Source organism: uncultured Dokdonia sp. (genome assembly GCF_947492815.1).
GTDB lineage: Bacteria > Bacteroidota > Bacteroidia > Flavobacteriales > Flavobacteriaceae > Dokdonia.
Genome location: NZ_CANLOB010000015.1, coordinates 18,985 through 35,360, shown reverse-complemented (window position 1 = coordinate 35,360; position 16,376 = coordinate 18,985). Strand labels below are relative to the sequence as shown.

The 16,376-nt window shown below is 35.2% G+C and carries 14 protein-coding genes; 2 read left to right on the top strand and 12 right to left on the bottom strand.

Annotation, left to right across the window (positions count from 1 at the left end; genetic code table 11):
- Positions 1-16 precede the first annotated feature (16 nt).
- Positions 17-847, top strand: coding sequence for a peroxiredoxin family protein (locus tag Q1A01_RS14085; RefSeq protein WP_299682048.1), 831 nt, complete (start codon positions 17-19; stop codon positions 845-847).
- 337 nt (positions 848-1,184) lie between these two features.
- On the opposite strand, the gene Q1A01_RS14080 is transcribed toward Q1A01_RS14085, so the two are convergent.
- The 10 genes from Q1A01_RS14080 to Q1A01_RS14035 all read right to left on the bottom strand — a co-directional run bounded on the left by Q1A01_RS14080 (position 1,185) and on the right by Q1A01_RS14035 (position 10,314).
- On the bottom strand, positions 1,185-1,751 hold the full coding sequence (locus Q1A01_RS14080; protein WP_299682045.1) for a type 1 periplasmic binding fold superfamily protein: 567 nt from the start codon (positions 1,749-1,751) through the stop codon (positions 1,185-1,187).
- A gap of 33 nt (positions 1,752-1,784) precedes the next feature.
- On the bottom strand, positions 1,785-4,184 hold the full coding sequence (locus Q1A01_RS14075) for a TonB-dependent receptor (protein ID WP_299682042.1): 2,400 nt from the start codon (positions 4,182-4,184) through the stop codon (positions 1,785-1,787).
- Positions 4,185-4,226: 42 nt separating this feature from the next.
- On the bottom strand, positions 4,227-4,481 hold the full coding sequence (locus tag Q1A01_RS14070) for a hypothetical protein (RefSeq protein ID WP_299682039.1): 255 nt from the start codon (positions 4,479-4,481) through the stop codon (positions 4,227-4,229).
- An 80-nt stretch (positions 4,482-4,561) separates the two neighbouring features.
- Entirely contained in the window at positions 4,562-5,083 is a 522-nt protein-coding gene (locus Q1A01_RS14065; RefSeq protein WP_299682036.1) for a DUF6787 family protein, read from the bottom strand.
- A 15-nt stretch (positions 5,084-5,098) separates the two neighbouring features.
- Complete coding sequence (locus Q1A01_RS14060) at positions 5,099-5,506, bottom strand: DUF6146 family protein (RefSeq protein ID WP_299682033.1); 408 nt, start codon at positions 5,504-5,506, stop codon at positions 5,099-5,101.
- A gap of 252 nt (positions 5,507-5,758) precedes the next feature.
- Positions 5,759-5,938, bottom strand: a complete 180-nt coding sequence (locus tag Q1A01_RS14055) for a hypothetical protein (RefSeq protein WP_299682030.1) — start codon at positions 5,936-5,938, stop codon at positions 5,759-5,761.
- A gap of 113 nt (positions 5,939-6,051) precedes the next feature.
- Positions 6,052-6,684, bottom strand: coding sequence for a DUF937 domain-containing protein (locus Q1A01_RS14050; protein ID WP_299682027.1), 633 nt, complete (start codon positions 6,682-6,684; stop codon positions 6,052-6,054).
- A gap of 346 nt (positions 6,685-7,030) precedes the next feature.
- Positions 7,031-7,981 carry a D-2-hydroxyacid dehydrogenase gene (locus Q1A01_RS14045; protein ID WP_299682024.1) on the bottom strand — a complete coding sequence of 317 codons (951 nt, stop codon included), beginning with the start codon at positions 7,979-7,981 and terminating at the stop codon, positions 7,031-7,033.
- A gap of 76 nt (positions 7,982-8,057) precedes the next feature.
- On the bottom strand, positions 8,058-9,122 hold the full coding sequence (gene serC, locus Q1A01_RS14040) for a 3-phosphoserine/phosphohydroxythreonine transaminase (protein WP_299682021.1): 1,065 nt from the start codon (positions 9,120-9,122) through the stop codon (positions 8,058-8,060).
- 79 nt (positions 9,123-9,201) lie between these two features.
- On the bottom strand, positions 9,202-10,314 hold the full coding sequence (locus Q1A01_RS14035; RefSeq protein ID WP_299682018.1) for an acyl-CoA reductase: 1,113 nt from the start codon (positions 10,312-10,314) through the stop codon (positions 9,202-9,204).
- Between the two features lie 62 nt (positions 10,315-10,376).
- Here Q1A01_RS14035 and Q1A01_RS14030 point away from each other — a divergent pair, with 62 nt between their 5' ends.
- A complete protein-coding gene (locus Q1A01_RS14030; RefSeq protein ID WP_299682015.1) occupies positions 10,377-10,730 on the top strand; it encodes a 4Fe-4S dicluster domain-containing protein in 354 nt (117 codons plus the stop codon).
- Positions 10,731-10,815: 85 nt separating this feature from the next.
- Here the strand turns inward: Q1A01_RS14030 and Q1A01_RS14025 are convergent, their stop codons facing one another.
- Both Q1A01_RS14025 and Q1A01_RS14020 read right to left on the bottom strand, forming a co-directional pair.
- On the bottom strand, positions 10,816-12,792 hold the full coding sequence (locus Q1A01_RS14025) for a DUF4870 domain-containing protein (protein WP_299682012.1): 1,977 nt from the start codon (positions 12,790-12,792) through the stop codon (positions 10,816-10,818).
- 225 nt (positions 12,793-13,017) lie between these two features.
- Positions 13,018-16,248 (bottom strand): glycosyl hydrolase, encoded by a 3,231-nt coding sequence (locus Q1A01_RS14020; RefSeq protein WP_299682009.1) that lies wholly within the window; start codon positions 16,246-16,248, stop codon positions 13,018-13,020.
- Between the last annotated feature and the right edge of the window lie 128 nt (positions 16,249-16,376).

Genomic DNA, 16,376 nt, shown 5'->3' with positions numbered 1-16,376 from the left:
TTTCAAATGAATCTTTATGCAAAATTTACTTAAATCTATTTTCGTATCTGTTTTTCCTGTGTTTGCCTTATTTATAACGGTAAAGTATACTTGGGAAATGATACAGAATGAGACACAATTAGGATCTCTAGGAATCATGATTACATCAATTCCAATTGTTGTTTTTTTTCTTGGATTGTTTATAGTACCAAGAGCAAGAACAAATACCTTTTTAATCCCGTATACAATTACAATTTTGATCGGAGTTATACTAAGTCTTATTGGATATATGACTTTAGAGATCAAAGAGTTTATTTTTTTAAGTATTCTCGTACTAGGATGGTGTTTGTATCTTTTTTGGTATTCTGTATTTCGTAATCGAGATACATCAGTAATTAGGGTAGGGAATAGGCTTCCTGAGTTTACTCTTGAGAATTCTCAAAGAGCACATGTCTCTTCATCCTCTTTTTTAGGAAGTCCAGCAATTTATTTGTTTTATAGAGGGAATTGGTGTCCGTTATGTATGGCGCAAATCAAAGAGCTAGTAGCTCAATACAAAACCCTTGAAGAAAAAGGAGTGAATATGGTTTTTGTGAGTCCGCAACCGCATGGATTTTCGGAAAAACTCGCAAAGAAACATGGGCTACAATTTCACTTTCTAACAGATGTAAATAATAGAGTAGCTAAACAATTAGCGATTGCGTCTAAAAATGGGATTCCTTTTGGATTTCAAGCGTTAGGATATGATAGTGATACGGTGTTGCCTACCGTGATTATTACAGATAAAGATGGGGTGATTCAATTTGCTGATGTAACCGATAATTATCGAGTACGACCTGAACCAGATTTCTTTTTGGAGTATGTGTAGTTAGATATTAGTTAACAGATAAATTATTATCTTGTCACTTTAAAATGAATCAAAGAAGAAAGATTCAGTATAATTTTTCGCGAAAGCTTATAATTGATTACAGCTAAAATTAGAATAGTATGCTATTTTGAATGAAGGCGATTACGGTATAGTTCCTAATTAAAATGTAACCGCCTTGCTAATCAAAATATATAAAAATGTAATACAGTAATTAAATGAAAATTACTTCTGTATTAGTCTTTTTTACTAATACTAGATATTCTATTTTGAATGAAGGCGGTTACGGTGTGGTTACTAATCAAAAATGTAACCGCCTTACTAATCAAAATATTTATCTTTATTGAACAGTTACAGCAAATGTAACTTCGATATCGGTTTCTCCACCAGCATCAGCAAGACCTGTGTTTGGTTTTGTAGGCTCGTGACGAAGTGTTACGGTGAAGTTACCATCACTTGCATCTCCCGTTGTTAATGTAAATACAGTTCCCAATGGGTTACCATCACCATCAAAGTTACCATACTCTGTAGTGATATTAAGACCTGCAGCAGGTGTATAGAAAACTTGATGCTCATCATCTTCTTCTTCTACTTCTTCTGTAATATCTTCGGCTGGTGATTCAGTTTCATTTAAGAATGCTACAGTACCATTATAGGTAGTGTTCGCCATAATGTCTCCTACAATTGTAATTACAGGAGGGTTTGGTCCATCTTCACCATCACTATCTACACTTTGCAACGTTACATTTCCAGCAGTATTTGTTAATTGTACTCTTAGGGTTGTAATTACTTCTTCTTCATTAATTACTTCTGGTGGGGTATTATCATCATCACTAGAACAAGAAATTGCAATAATTCCTGCTGCTAATGCGATCATAAAGGTCTTCATAGATTTAATAGTTTTCATAATAATTGTTTTTAATTTAATTGTTTAATAGGTTTAATAGTTTATTTTCAATTGCAAACTTACATTTCTACCAAGGTCATCGGCAAAAAAGCGTTGTCTGTTTAAGTAGTTACGGTAGGAAGTATCAAATAAGTTTGTAACGGCTAATGCTACTTGTAAAGTAGATGTGTTACTTACTTCAAAGTCAAGTTGTCCTCTTAGATTAATTAAATGATATGCCTCTGGAGGTGTACTTACATCTACCAGTACATTGCTATCGGTTTCGACAATAAAAATTTCAAAATTATTGTCTGGAAATTCATTTTGTCTAAATGCGTAATAGCTCTCTGCAGTTATTTTTAAATTGTGCCATTTCTTATTTGTATAGGTTACGCGATTTGTAGTATTTACAGGCGGAATATTAATGAGTGGTAGATCTAAAGTGGTATCCTGTCCTTTAACAACAGATAGTTGATTGTTAATACTAATATGCTCGCTTACGCGAAATTCATTATCGATATCTACCCCGAGCAATCGTGCATCGGTCTGACGGTATTCCCAAACCTGAAAATTACCACGTAATGATTGCTGACTTCCTGTAGGTTCTATTAAGATAAAATCTGAAATGTAATTGGCAAACGGTGCAACAGTAAAAGACCACTGGGTACTTTTTCGCGAAAGCGCAATAGAAATTTTATTAGAGGTTTCTTGATCAAAACGAATATCTCCTAGTTCAATACGAGCAGCACTTTGATGTAACCCATCACTAAATAATTCAGATGGGTTAGGGGCTCTACTTGAGAGCGCATAATTTGCTGTAATGTTATAAGTATCATTAAAATCATACCCAACACCTGCAGTAGCTGATATGTTATGAAAGGTAAATTCAGGATTTGTCAATAGTTGCGTGCCTAGATCTTCAACGACTAATTCTGGAAATAACTCATCGTATCCTCTCGCTTCCCAAAAGGAAGTACGGTAAAACTTTTGTGCATCTATAAAGTTATAATCATAGCGAAGCCCCCCTTCAATAGTCAAGGCTTCTAATGTTTTAGAGGCTAATGCGTATACGCCAAAATCAAAACGATCATAATCAGGAATTAATCTGCGTATCCCTGTGGCAGGGTCAGGAAAATTAGTTTGTAAGCGTGCTAATAGTCCAATCTTAGCATCAATGGTATTATCTGCAGTATAATCAAAATCTAGTGTGGCACTGTGTGTACTTAATTCTAGATCTATCGCAGGCCGAACATCTTCACTGTCACGTCTAATATCAAATTCAAGTCTATTGTTTTGTTGATAATCATATTGAAAACTAAACTTTCCGATATTATCAAAACTTTTATAGGCATTGAGTCTTGCTACTTGATGTTTTACTTCCTGTCTCGGCGGATTGATATCATACGTGAAGTCTTCTATAAATAAAGGTCTATCACTATTAATAGCATTGGCAAGGTCGGCTGCACTTCCTACATGTGATGAACGTAAAATTCCTAATCTATTATTGTAAATAGAATAGCTGGCTTCAACACCATAAGAATATTTATTTACTCCAAAACGTATAGCAGCATTACGTTCAAAAGCTCCTGTATTACTTAATATATAGTCTGGCGCCTCAAAATCTCCAAAACGTTTTATGGTTCCTTGAATGCTACCATACCATCCTGAATTGTATGATTTGGTAAGGGTTGTTGTTACACTACCGCCACGACCATTAGATACTCCTGTAAGAAGAGTTTCTCCATATAAACTGTCTGATATTGGAATACGTCTAGGATTTACAATAATTGTTCCTCCTACAGCATCACCTCCATATTGTAATCCGGCTGCTCCTTTTATTACAGAAATGCTTCCTGCATTATTCAAATCTACATTGGGAGCATGTTCAACACCCCATTCTTGATCTTGCAATCGTGTACCTTCTGTAATTAATATGACACGACTACTGTGTAATCCTTGAATTACAGGTTTTACCACAGTATTACCAGTATTTAAAGAAGAAACACCACTTAACTGGTTTAAAGCATCTCCTAACGAACCCGCACTATTAGCTTGGATAGCTTCATTGGATACTTGAGATTCAATAGCCGTTTTTCCGCCATTTTTTTGAGCTTCTCCAGTGATTGAAATTTCCCCTAATTCTTCTAAGTGGTGTTCCATATTTATGGTACGTTCTGTATCTCCATTAATGGTTACGTTAATAGTTTGTGTATTACATAAGGGGTGTGATACACGTATGGTATAAGTGGCGCCATTACACAAATCATCAAAAGTATACTTGCCTTTTGCATTTGTTTTTATGGTATTACCTAGCTCTTCTATACTGAGTATTGCATCAGTAAGTGTTTCTTGATCGTGTAAATCAATAACATAACCAGTAAGTGTATAAGTGCAGTTTTGTGCTATACTTATACTACTGTACGTAAATGTACAGAGTACAATGAAAAATTTCATGGGTGAATAATTTGTTAATTTAAAGCGTAATATGACTTATTATTAACAAGCGGGAGGACCTCGTGATTCTGTAGTACGATATACAGAAAGATATACCGTTTGTGTATGAATAGTTTGTTCAGGGACATCCTGATAGCTTATAAACACGATTTCTTTAGAAATGTTAAAGACTCCATTATTTAAGAGTGTAACATCACAGAGACAGCAGTCTAGCTCTTTTTCGTGTATATGTGTATTAGATTTGTTTTTACATTGATCACTATGATCATGATTTTCTGCACTATGTACAAAGTTCACTACTGAAGGTAGCAACAAAAAAAGAATCAAGGCAATTGCCGATACGTTTTTGATAATATGTGAACGATATATATGCAAACTTACTTTCTAAACAAAAATTTAAACCCCATACGTGAGGCCATTTTGATCGCAAATTGCTTAAAAAAATTGTATTGACCAAATATCCAGCCAAAGATCACTAATAAAACTTGATATATTGGGAAAATTAACACAATTCTAACAGGCCAGTAAATCCATCCATTCGTTGTTTCTTTTGTAAGTCCTATTAATTCCATTAACGGATCAGAAATTTTACCTGCTGTAGTTCCTGTAACGGCAAAGACTAGAAACATCGCTATTAATTGCCATCGTTGTGTGACATTCCAACGCTTATATAATTTTTTAAATAGCCAAAATGTGATTTTTAATAAAATAAAAGCAATAAGTAGTGTACATACACTAATCGCAACGAGTACGTAGATTTCATTTTGAATAGAAATAGATGCTATAATACCTTTTGAGATGAGGTATGCAGAAAAAAAAGTGGCAATCAAACCAAGAATAATATGGATGAATTGCCAATTTTGAGTTATTTCCCAACGATTTTTGATATTCTGTATCACAGAACAAAAATACAACTATCGTAGCTTTTGCTCATAACGTCTTTCAAAAAAAATGAACCAATTATGTAATAAATAGTTTACTTCATATCCATAATCTACACCTCGTTCATAATTTATTTGCTGTAAGTAAATGTTAGGATCAAAACGCGAACTTTCAAGTACACGATTATTATACTCTATTACACGGATGAGGTTTCTGTTTTCTAAATAGTTCTGCTCGTAATATCCTCTGGGTTGTTGTGTTACTAACCAATTATTAAATCCTGGCTCTATGATAAGAATTTCAAATTCTAAACTGTCATTTGCAATACGTACTGTATCAGAAGTATCTCCAGCAGTATTTGCAATATCATTTTTTGTATTGGTGGTAGCGCATCCTATAATAAAGGTGGCGAGTAATAAGGTGTAAAATATCTTTTTCATAATAATAATCTTAAATGTACTGATTTTAGTTCAAAATTTGTGTTAATGAAAAGCAGTATCATTGCTGCTTTTTGTCGTTAACAAAACTATAGTACTTACGTGATTCGTAAAATGATAAATGAGGGAATGAGGCGTTTCAATGAGTAGATTGGTATATGTATAGAAAATCACTCAAGATGGCAATAAAAATCTTGAGTAATTATATTGATTTTAATTTTGGCTTTCGAGCCATTGTTTTGCTTCATTGGTATATCAGCAAGGAGAGAAGTTCTCTGCAGTAGCAATTCTTTTGTAATAGTATGTAGTACTGTCTATAACATTCTTAGTTTGATAATAGTTTGTATATGGATTCTGAGGATCTATAGAAAGTAATTTTGCTCCTATTTTTTTATACTCACTATCAAATACTGTAAACTCAGGTTGTTCGCGCATAGAAGTGATTGTTTTTAAAAAACTGTAAATCAATGAGTCTTATTCAAACAAAAAAAATCACATACTACCGAAATAGTATGTGATTCCATATACCGAACTAGGTTAAGTACGATTTATTTTCCGAAGAGACCTCCTAATAATCCGCCGATTCCTCCTTGTTTTCCTCCACTGTTAAATACCATTCCAGCGACATCATCTAAAATGCTTCCATCACCATCTGCATCTAATAATGAGGAGATTAAGCTTTGGTTTTCTTTTGGTTGTCCACCTAACATTCCGCCTAATAGTGCATTCATTCCATTTGCATCACTAACACCTGCCTGACGTGTTTGCTTTCCTAATACTCCCATTAAAATTGGAGCAGCTACTTTAAGAATCTGACTTACAGATCCAGCATCCATTCCTGATTTCTGGCTTAAAGCATTTTCTACAGTAGGACGATTTCCTCCTAAAAGGTGTCCTAAAATTCCTTCACCATCTTTTTGAACACTCTCATCTACACCTCCTTGAAAAAGACCTCCTAGATTGTCTAATATACTACCATCATGCTTTCCTGATAACGCTCCCATTAATCCTGCAGCTCCATCTTGCGTTTGTACATTTTTTTTCATGGCACCCATAAGTACTGGCATTGCCATACTTAATAGATTACCTGTATCACTTTCTGATTGACCCGTAGACCCACTCACTCCACTAATAATCTGCTTTCCCATTGGGCTATTTAATAAGTCTAGTAATCCTGACATCCTTTATATTGTTTTAAGTTATTAATGATTTCAATTTACGAAATATTTAAGGGAAAGTAGGTTTATAAGTTTAAAAATGCATTTTATCGATAAAAAAGTGTTTTTTATCGATGTTTTGTTTTTGAAATTGAGTAGATTTTATCGATTTTTATTTTAACATCCTTACATATAGTTATTTATAAGTGTGATTGTTTGACGCTTGTCATACATGTTTTTAACATTAGGATGTGGTTTTTATAGGATAATAATTGTGGTAAATAAGTTCTTTATGATATGATTTAAATATGTATGTATAAAAAAAACCAGCAGAAATGCTGGTTTTTTATTTTTATGCGTAGCTGTATTGTTATTTTAGAATATTTATAATCTGATCTGCAAGCTCTGTACCAATACGGTCTTGTGCTTGTTGTGTAGCAGCACCAATATGCGGAGTCAATGATACTCTAGGATTCATTAATACCTGAATTGCTGGCTTTGGTTCGTTTTCAAATACATCTAATGCTGCAAATGATAGCTTTCCTTTGTCTAATGCATCAATAAGTGCTACTTCATCTATCACACCACCTCTAGCTGCATTTACAATACCAGCACCATTTTTCATAAGTGCAAGTTCACCCTTTCCAATCACATACTCTTTTTGAGCAGGAACATGAAGTGTAATAAAATCAGATTGCTTTAAAATTTCTTCTTTTGCAATTGTTTCAACTGTAAATGATAGTGACTGTCCATCAAAGAAAGAAAGATCAATCGTTGCTTTTTCCATAAATGGATCACTCGCAATGACATTCATTCCACATCCAATAGCAATTTTTGCGACCTCTTGCCCAATACGCCCAAACCCTATAATACCCAGTGTTTTACCTCTAAGTTCAGTTCCTTTTGCGTATGCTTTTTTAAGATCTTTAAACTTTGAATCTCCATCTAGTGGCATATCTCTATTTGCTGCATATAAGAAACGTACACTTCCGTATAAATGCGCAAATACTAATTCTGCTACCGATGCAGATGAAGCAGCTGGCGTATTAATTACATGTAATCCTTTTTCACGTGCATAAGCAACATCTATATTATCCATTCCTACACCACCACGTCCTATAATTTTAAGACTTGGGCATGCATCAATCACTTCTTTACGAACCGTTGTTGCACTACGTACTAATACCACATCAATCTGTTCTGAGTTGATATAGTTAGCAAGTTGTTCTTGTGCAACTTTAGTTGTAATTACTTCAAATCCGGCTTTTTCTAGTGCATCAATTCCTGTTTGAGAAACACCATCGTTTGCTAATACTTTCATAGTAATGCCCGCATAAGCGGGTAATTTACATTCCCGTGAAGACGGGAATCTGTTAATCAATTTATATTAATCTTGCTTATGCTTTACGCTCTAGTTCACTCATTACATCTACCAATGTTCCAACACTTTCTAGTGACATTGCATTGTACATAGAGGCTCTATAACCACCTACACTTCTGTGACCGTTTAAGCCATTGATACCCGCTTCTTTCCACATCGCATCAAAAGTCTCTTTAAGATCTCCATCAGTTAATGAGAAGGTTGCATTCATAGAAGAACGATCTTCTTTGGCAGCAAAGCCAGTAAATAAAGGATTCAATTCTATTTCAGAATAAAGTAGCGTTGCTTTGCGGTCGTTTACTTCTTCTATAGCATCGATACCACCTTTCGCTTTAAGCCATCTCATCGTTAACATAGATACGTATACCGCATATACAGAAGGCGTATTAAACATACTTCCTTTGCTAATATGTGTTTTATAATCAAGCATGCTAGGAATAGCTCGTGTTACTTTTCCTAAAATATCTTCTCGTATAACAACCAGTGTTGTTCCAGCGGGACCCATATTTTTCTGAGCTCCAGCATAGATCATATCAAATTTTGAAAAATCTAGCTTTCGCGAAAATATATCACTACTCATATCACATATTAATGGACAATCCACTTCAGGAAAGTGCTTAATTTGCGTACCAAAAATAGTATTGTTACTTGTAAGATGTAAATAATCCAGTCCTTCTGGTAACACAAACCCTTTAGGAATGTATTTATAATTAGCATCTTTACTAGAAGCTACTTCGATTACTTCTCCAAAAAGTTTTGCTTCTTTAATTGATTTGTCACTCCAAGTACCTGTATTTAAATATCCTGCTTTGGTTTGGAGTAAATTGTATGCAGTCATTAAAAACTGTGTACTTGCACCTCCTTGTAGGAATAATGCTTTATATCCTAAGCCTTCTAAACCTAGTAACTCTAGTGCAAGATTACGAGCTTCATCCATCACATCAACAAAGTCTTTGCTTCGGTGTGAAATTTCTAAAATGGATAATCCAGAGTTATTAAAATCTAAAATAGCTTGAGAAGCTTCTTGGAAAACCTCTTGTGGTAAAATACAAGGTCCTGCGCTAAAATTATGCTTTTTCATTGGGTATTCTTTTTTTAAATACAATGCAAAGATGCCTAAAATGCGCTACAATGGCATTGATAATATGATAATTTATAAACTATTTTTTTAACAAAAATGCAATGGTATCTACACCATCAGCATAGTCATGCAATTGCGGTTTTTGTGTCTGCCCAAATGCAATGGTATCTATATCCAACGTTTCACCTACAATACACTGTATATTGTCTTTGTGATCTTCTAGTGTCTTATATAAAGTTTCTAAAGATTCATATCGTTCATAAAACAGCGTGGCAATAGGAGATCCAAAACTTGGATCTTCTTTAAGCATTAAAAATCCATTTTCTAATACATCAAAAAGACTCATTAAGTATACTGCTTTATTGTAATCATAATTATTAGCATACTTTGCCTGATTGATAATGTCTTTCCATGTAAAGATAGCATTAAAGAAGGCGTCAAAGTTATAGTCTTTTGGCACATATAGTTTAGACACATTACGACAGCCTAATCCATAATAACGAAATATATCTTCAGCCAGTGCTTCTAATTGAGCAGGTGTTTCATTACCTGTAAGCACTGCAATTGAGTTTCGGTTTTTACGAATGATATTTGGTTTTTTACCAAAATAATATTCAAAATAACGAGCCGTATTATCACTTCCTGTCGCAATGACTGCATCGTATTCAGGTAATTTATCTTCTGTAAATGTGATTTTTCCCTTAAAACCTGGTGCAGCATATTCCAAATACTTTGCTAGAAAGGGGAGGAGGTGTTTGTCATTGCTCGATTGTTTAACGATTACTTGATGCCCTGCTATGAGTACCGATAAGAAATCATGAAAACCCACCAGCGGGATATTTCCTGCCATGATGACGGCAATGGTTTTGGAGGTATACGCTTTATCGCTGCGCTCTCCCTCTGGTCGTGAATCTCCTAAACTCGATTTCGCGAAAGCGGACTCATACGTAGTCATCCATTGTGTAAGGTTTGATTCCGTAAGTGAAGACGCCCATCCTTCTATGGCATACAAGATATTTTCTTTTGTAAACCAACCGTTATACTCTCCAGCCAATTTGATTTGATGTTGAAAGCCATCAAAGAAAAGATCATTGTGCGCAACTCCTTTTTTTTGAGATATTTCTGTTCTAGAAAATTGAGATAAAAAATCTCCAAGTTGAACAAAAGCGTTAATTCTTTCTAGTAATTTCATATGTGCTTGTCTAATCTATGGCTAGGCATTATTTTTGTGCAAAGTTATTGAAAAAAGAACCTATGGCAATTATCATCACAGACGAATGTATAAACTGTGGAGCATGCGAACCAGAATGCCCGAACACAGCGATTTATGAAGGAGCCGATGACTGGCGTTATTCTGACGGAACAAGTTTAGGAGGAAATGTTGTCTTACCTAATGGAAAGGCAGTCAATGCAGACGATGCACAAGAGCCAGTAAGCGATGAGATTTATTATATCATTCCCGATAAATGTACGGAGTGTAAAGGGTTTCACGAAGAACCTCAATGTGCGGCAGTATGTCCTGTAGATTGTTGTGTTCCTGATGATGACCATGTAGAAACTGAAGAAGAACTTCTCGGAAAACAAGCGTTTATGCACCCTGAGGGCTAAAAAATATTTTAATATACACAAAAAAACACCTCCATTTGGAGGTGTTTTTTTGTTTAAGGCATGTTCTGTTGAAAAATAGTTAGTACTATTTAGTTGCTTTTAATATATAATTAGGGATCATTCTATTTGGAGGCGTACTTTTTCCATAAAGTAGATATGAATTGTAGTTTCCGCCTGTAAATACGGTAATCATATCTAGTTCTGGCCAGATATTAATTTTCTGTCCACCATTGCCTGAGGCTTGATAAGATCTGTACTTTTTTCCGTCGATAGTGAAATGTTTTTCATACCATAAATATCCATAATCTGCTTCATTCATATTGAATGTCTTATGAACCCAATCCTCTGAAATTACTTGTTTGCCTAGCCATTTCCCATCATCTTGATACACTTTTGCTAATTTTATTAAATCCCTAGGAGTTAATTTCAATTGACTAAAATTAGTCATACTCGCTTTATTTGGTTCAAAAGTCCATTCATAATTAGAGATTCCAAGGGGTTGGAATAAATGCTTTTTTGCAAAACTTTCAATCGTATTTTGAGTTGCTATTTCAACAAGACTTCCAAGAGTTAATGCACAGCCAGTACAATATGATGATGATTTTCCAGGAGCTGAGATCATAGGTAAGTCTAGTGTAAATTTCACCCAATTGTCACTTTGCATCATTGCCATTTCATTTCCTTTACTTTCTGAGTTTGAATCTTCACAATCTAATCCATGACGATACATAAGAAAATTTTCTACAGTAAGTGCTTTTTTTTGATCATCCAGATTAGCAATTTCTGGATATCTTGAAGCAAAATAGGGGAGGATACGGTCTTTCTCACTCTTTATAAACCCTTTATCAACAGCAATTCCAACAACACTTCCAATAAATGATTTGGTTGCAGACCTTAATTGATGTGGTGTGTCTTTATCATATCCATAAAAATATTCTTCAAGTACAACCTTGTTATTCTTATATATTAAGATACTATGTACTTCAGGAAATTCTCCCTTGATTGTTTCTTTAACCATGTTAATAATAGGTTTGGGATTTTTGAATTCTTCGTAAATAGTACCTGTTTTTAAACCGTCATTTACTTCTGTGGGAGTTTGATATTGATAGTTGTCAGGGTTTTTAAAAAACGCTTTTCTAGGATACATATCTATTTTTTGAATACGTGTATTTATAAGATTAAATGATAACCCTTCTGATGTATAGCCCGTTATTTCTTGTCGTTCATTTCTTTTAAATACGACAGCGCTTCCTTGCATGTCAACAAAACTATCTAAAGAGATATATCGCAAAGGATACTTTGCATGATCTATTACTGCATATAGCGTTGTGTCTATTTCTGACGCTTTTAATTGAAGGGAAGTATTTTGAATATATTCATACGTTCCTTCATAATCTAAGAGTTGTTCATATTTAGACTTTTCTTGGTGTACAGTGCAACTAGAAAATAATATAAAAACGATAAGAATGAATGACATTGTTTTTCTGATGTTACTACGTTTCTTTTTTTGTCTTAGAAAGGGAATCGCTAGTGGATAGATACATTTTTGTGAGGTAACGACTCTAAATACATTGAATATGATGACTAAGAAGTTAAAAGGCAGTACTGTTATAAAAAATAGAAACCCCCATTTTTCAACAGTAATCAATGCAATAGCTGCAAGAACATATAGTATAGCTATACTTAACTGAAAGTTGATGACTTTGATACCGTGTTTGTTATAAATAACGTTGTCTTCTTTTTTGTGAAGCCATATGAAAAGTGGAAATAAAACAGAAAATGGAAATATAAAACCTAAGAATGGGGACCCATGTAAAAATAACAACCATTTTTTTTGAACTATTTCTTCTTTCGGATTTTCTAATAGTAGTAAGTCATCGACTTTTATCTCTAAAGCATTTGCTAGTAATTTTATGGTTTGAAGTTGAGGTGTAACTTCGTTTTTTTCAATTCGTTGAATTGTTCTTATAGCTACTTCTGATTTTTCAGATAGGGTAGCTTGGGTGTATCCTTTTAGTTTTCTTTGATATAGTACGTTTTTTCCAACGGATTGATTTTCCATATGTTTTTTATTTGGCACAAAGTTATGGAGATTGGCCTGTTTTTAAGGCGTCATATGTGTGTCATCTATCTGTCATATACCTGTAAACACTGCGATTATTTAATGTGAAGAGGATTTTTAAAAATAATTCTCCCATATTGAAAAATAGAAAAATCTATGTTAACTGATATAAAAAACACCTCCAGATGGAGGTGTTTTTAGTTGTTATAAAGATGTTTAGAAGATCTAATTTCTAATTAACCCTTGTCCTTCTATCCAAGGTGCACCTGCATTTTTTAAATCATTTTCAAGTGCTGGAAGTGTCGAATTTACGATAGGAGCTAACTTCGCTTTTACTTTCTTAAGTTGACTTTGTACTCTACGCAAAAGTCCTTTATGCTCGTCTGTTGGACCATAGGTGTTTCCTAGCGCTCTCCATCCTAAAGAATTTCCATCACTTGCTGTAGGATTTGATCGTTCTCCAATCTCATCTTTTACAGGATTTCCATGTAGTTCTTTATCGATATCAAGTAAGGCCGTTTTAGCATCGTGTAAACGCATATACAAATCATTAGATGGTGATGATGCTTTATTTAAAGCGCGTAGCATTGCATCTACTGTTTGCTGACTTTTAGATAAAGCAATATTAGTAGCAGTTAAATCTTGTTGGAAGGCAAAGGCAGCTTCTCTAAAATTATCTATTTCCTGATATGACTTTCTAGGTAATGTACTTTCCATTAGTGGCGCCACTTGAAATGTTTCAGGTCCTTGCAATACGGTTTGTGTGCCATTCATTTGTTTTACTAAAGTTACTGTATAACTACCAGGAGTTACCATAACACCTGGCCCTCTAAAGCCACGACGTCCTCTTGGAGCACGCAAACGTTCTCCACTTTTGTTAGGATAGGATAGGTTCCAGTTTACACGGTTAAAGCCTTTTTTATTGGTTCCTTTTACAGTATTAATAACCTTTCCATTCGCATCTTTAATCACCAATAAGATTGCAGGCTTGTCTTGTCTGTTTTCGTCTTCTAAAGCATCCCATCCTGGAAATTGAGCATTCCCTTTCTTTTCCTTTTCTTTTCGTAGATCTTTGATAGACTTGATTTTGTTAGGCATATAATAGGTGATGTTAGCTCCAAAAGGTGGGTTTTTTGCAATCCATTCAGCATCTCCTTGACTTCCCACGCGATTGTGTTGTCTATACCAATGTGCCGTTTTTACAGGAAATAAGGTCGCTTCTGTAGTATTCATGCTTGGCGCGAAATTTCGTAACGGAGTAATATCATCCAGTATAAAAATTCCTCTACCAAACGAACCAGCAACCAAATCGTTTTCACGTCGTTGAATGGTAATATCTCTGATCGGAATGGTTGGCATTCCATCTTTTAATTTCATCCAGTTAGTACCTCCATTTGTAGTAACGTATACACCAAACTCTGTCGCTGCAAATAATAAATCTTTCTTTACGTGATCTTGTACCAATCGCCAGATCAATAATTTTTCTGGTAAATCCCCGTTGATGAGTTTCCAGCTTTTTCCTTTATCTGTACTCTTGATGATATAGGGTTTATAATCTCCATATTTATGATTGTCTAGAGCAGCATATACAACATTGACATCAAATAAATCGGCGCGTACATCATTTACAAAAGGCGTTGTAGGTACTCCCTTGATAGTATTTAGGGTAAATTTCTTCCAACTAGCTCCTCCATTTTCGGTCACTTGAATCAGACCATCATCTGTACCTGCATACAACAATCCTTCTTGTTTTGGCGACTCGGCTAGCGAAGTAATGGTGTTGTAATTTGACATGGCGTATACATCCCACGCATTATCCCAACTTTGTGGTTTGTCATAATATGGGAAAGTCACACGTTCTTGATTTAAGGTTAAATCTCCAGAGATAGGTTCCCATCCATCACCTCTGTTTTCAGATTTCCAAACACGTTGTGAAGCAAAATAGAGTCTTTTAGGATTATGCGAACTCACCACAATAGGAGCGTCCCAATTGAAACGTTCAAAAGGATCTCCTTCTCGCGCTTGCGGTTGAATAAATACTGTTTCTCTAGTCGTATGATCAATTCTCCATAGAGCTCCTTGTTGGAATTCTCCATAGCTAATATTAGGATTCCCCGGTTCGGTAGCAGTTTGCGCACCATCGGCGCCTAATGTTTTCCACCAATCGGCACTTGCAATTCCATCAGAGCTAATGGTTCTAGAAGGACCTGAATGTGATCCGTTATCTTGCGTTCCTCCATATACATTATAAAAGGGGAGGGCATCGTCTACGGCAATTTTGAAGTATTGGGTAATCGGTAAGTTGCGTACATACTTCCAGCTATTGGTATGGTCAAAGCTTTCATACAAACCTCCATCAGTTCCGATGAGTAAGTAATTAGGGTCTGATTTTTTAAATACCAATGCATGACTATCACTATGCTGATTAGATCGTTTCATATTGGTGAAGGTCTTCCCGTGATCGGTAGAGATCAACGCCGAGTTATTCATCATATATAGCGTTCCTTCATAATGTGGGGAAGCAATAATTTCCTGATAATAATGAGGTCCTGTTCCTCCAGAAACCGCATCTGATTGCTTCGTCCAGGTAGTCCCTCCATTTGCAGTCATATACACACCGCCTTTTCTTCTATCTAATTCGATAGCGGCATATATCACGTCAGAATTAAAAGGTGACATAGCGAGTCCTATTTTACCAAGATTGGATTTCGGAATCCCACTTTTAAGAGATTTCCAAGTTTCTCCACCATCGGTACTTTTATGCAATCCAGATCCGGGACCACCACCTAAATAACCAGCCACGGTACGATGTCTTTGCCATGTAGCCGCATAGAGTACATCTGAGTTGTTTGGGTCTATAAGTAGATCGGTAGCGCCTACCCATGCATCATCTCCTAAGGTGCGCTTCCAAGTGTTTCCTCCATCTATGGTTTTATATACGCCACGTTCGCCACCTTTACTCCAAAGCGGCCCTTGGGAAGCGACCCATATAATATCTGAATTTTCTGGATGTACTATGATTTTAGAAAGATGTTCTGAATTTTTCAATCCCATATTCTTCCACGATTTCCCATCATTATGGCTTACATAAATTCCATCACCAAATCCAGCATGGCGTCCTCCTACATTTTCACCTGATCCTGCCCAAATGGTACTTGGATTATTAGGATCAATAGTGATGCATCCCATAGAATAGACTTTTTCATTATCAAAAAGCGATTTCCAAGTCGTTCCAGAATTCGTTGTTTTCCAGATACCTCCAGATCCTACGGCAACGTACCATACGTTTTCATTTTCTGGATGAATCGCAATATCTGCAATACGCCCAGAGGTCATCGCCGGACCAATGTTTCTAAATTTTAAACCGCTATACGGATTTTTAGGTTTTTCTTGCGCATGGAGTGTCATGCTAACCGCGCATAGGAATAGCATGAGATAGTTGAAAGCAATCTTCATTTTTTGGTGTGGTTTTAGTGATTATTCTATGAGATCATCTAAAACTTTTAAGGTTGTCATCCTGAATTTGATTCAGGATCTCATTATGTGAATCATACCTGTGAGATTCTGAAATGAATTCAGAATGA

Bases quoted from the DNA above. Each gene is read 5' to 3' on its own strand.
- Q1A01_RS14050 (WP_299682027.1), bottom strand. From the start codon at position 6,684: ATGTCAGGATTACTAGACTTATTAAATAGCCCAATGGGAAAGCAGATT.
- Q1A01_RS14020 (WP_299682009.1), bottom strand. From the start codon at position 16,248: ATGAAGATTGCTTTCAACTATCTCATGCTATTCCTATGCGCGGTTAGC.
- Q1A01_RS14075 (WP_299682042.1), bottom strand. From the start codon at position 4,184: ATGAAATTTTTCATTGTACTCTGTACATTTACGTACAGTAGTATAAGT.
- Q1A01_RS14080 (WP_299682045.1), bottom strand. From the start codon at position 1,751: ATGAAAACTATTAAATCTATGAAGACCTTTATGATCGCATTAGCAGCA.
- Q1A01_RS14085 (WP_299682048.1), top strand. From the start codon at position 17: ATGCAAAATTTACTTAAATCTATTTTCGTATCTGTTTTTCCTGTGTTT.
- Q1A01_RS14060 (WP_299682033.1), bottom strand. From the start codon at position 5,506: ATGAAAAAGATATTTTACACCTTATTACTCGCCACCTTTATTATAGGA.
- Q1A01_RS14045 (WP_299682024.1), bottom strand. From the start codon at position 7,981: ATGAAAGTATTAGCAAACGATGGTGTTTCTCAAACAGGAATTGATGCA.
- Q1A01_RS14025 (WP_299682012.1), bottom strand. From the start codon at position 12,792: ATGGAAAATCAATCCGTTGGAAAAAACGTACTATATCAAAGAAAACTA.
- Q1A01_RS14030 (WP_299682015.1), top strand. From the start codon at position 10,377: ATGGCAATTATCATCACAGACGAATGTATAAACTGTGGAGCATGCGAA.
- serC (WP_299682021.1), bottom strand. From the start codon at position 9,122: ATGAAAAAGCATAATTTTAGCGCAGGACCTTGTATTTTACCACAAGAG.
- Q1A01_RS14055 (WP_299682030.1), bottom strand. From the start codon at position 5,938: ATGCGCGAACAACCTGAGTTTACAGTATTTGATAGTGAGTATAAAAAA.
- Q1A01_RS14035 (WP_299682018.1), bottom strand. From the start codon at position 10,314: ATGAAATTACTAGAAAGAATTAACGCTTTTGTTCAACTTGGAGATTTT.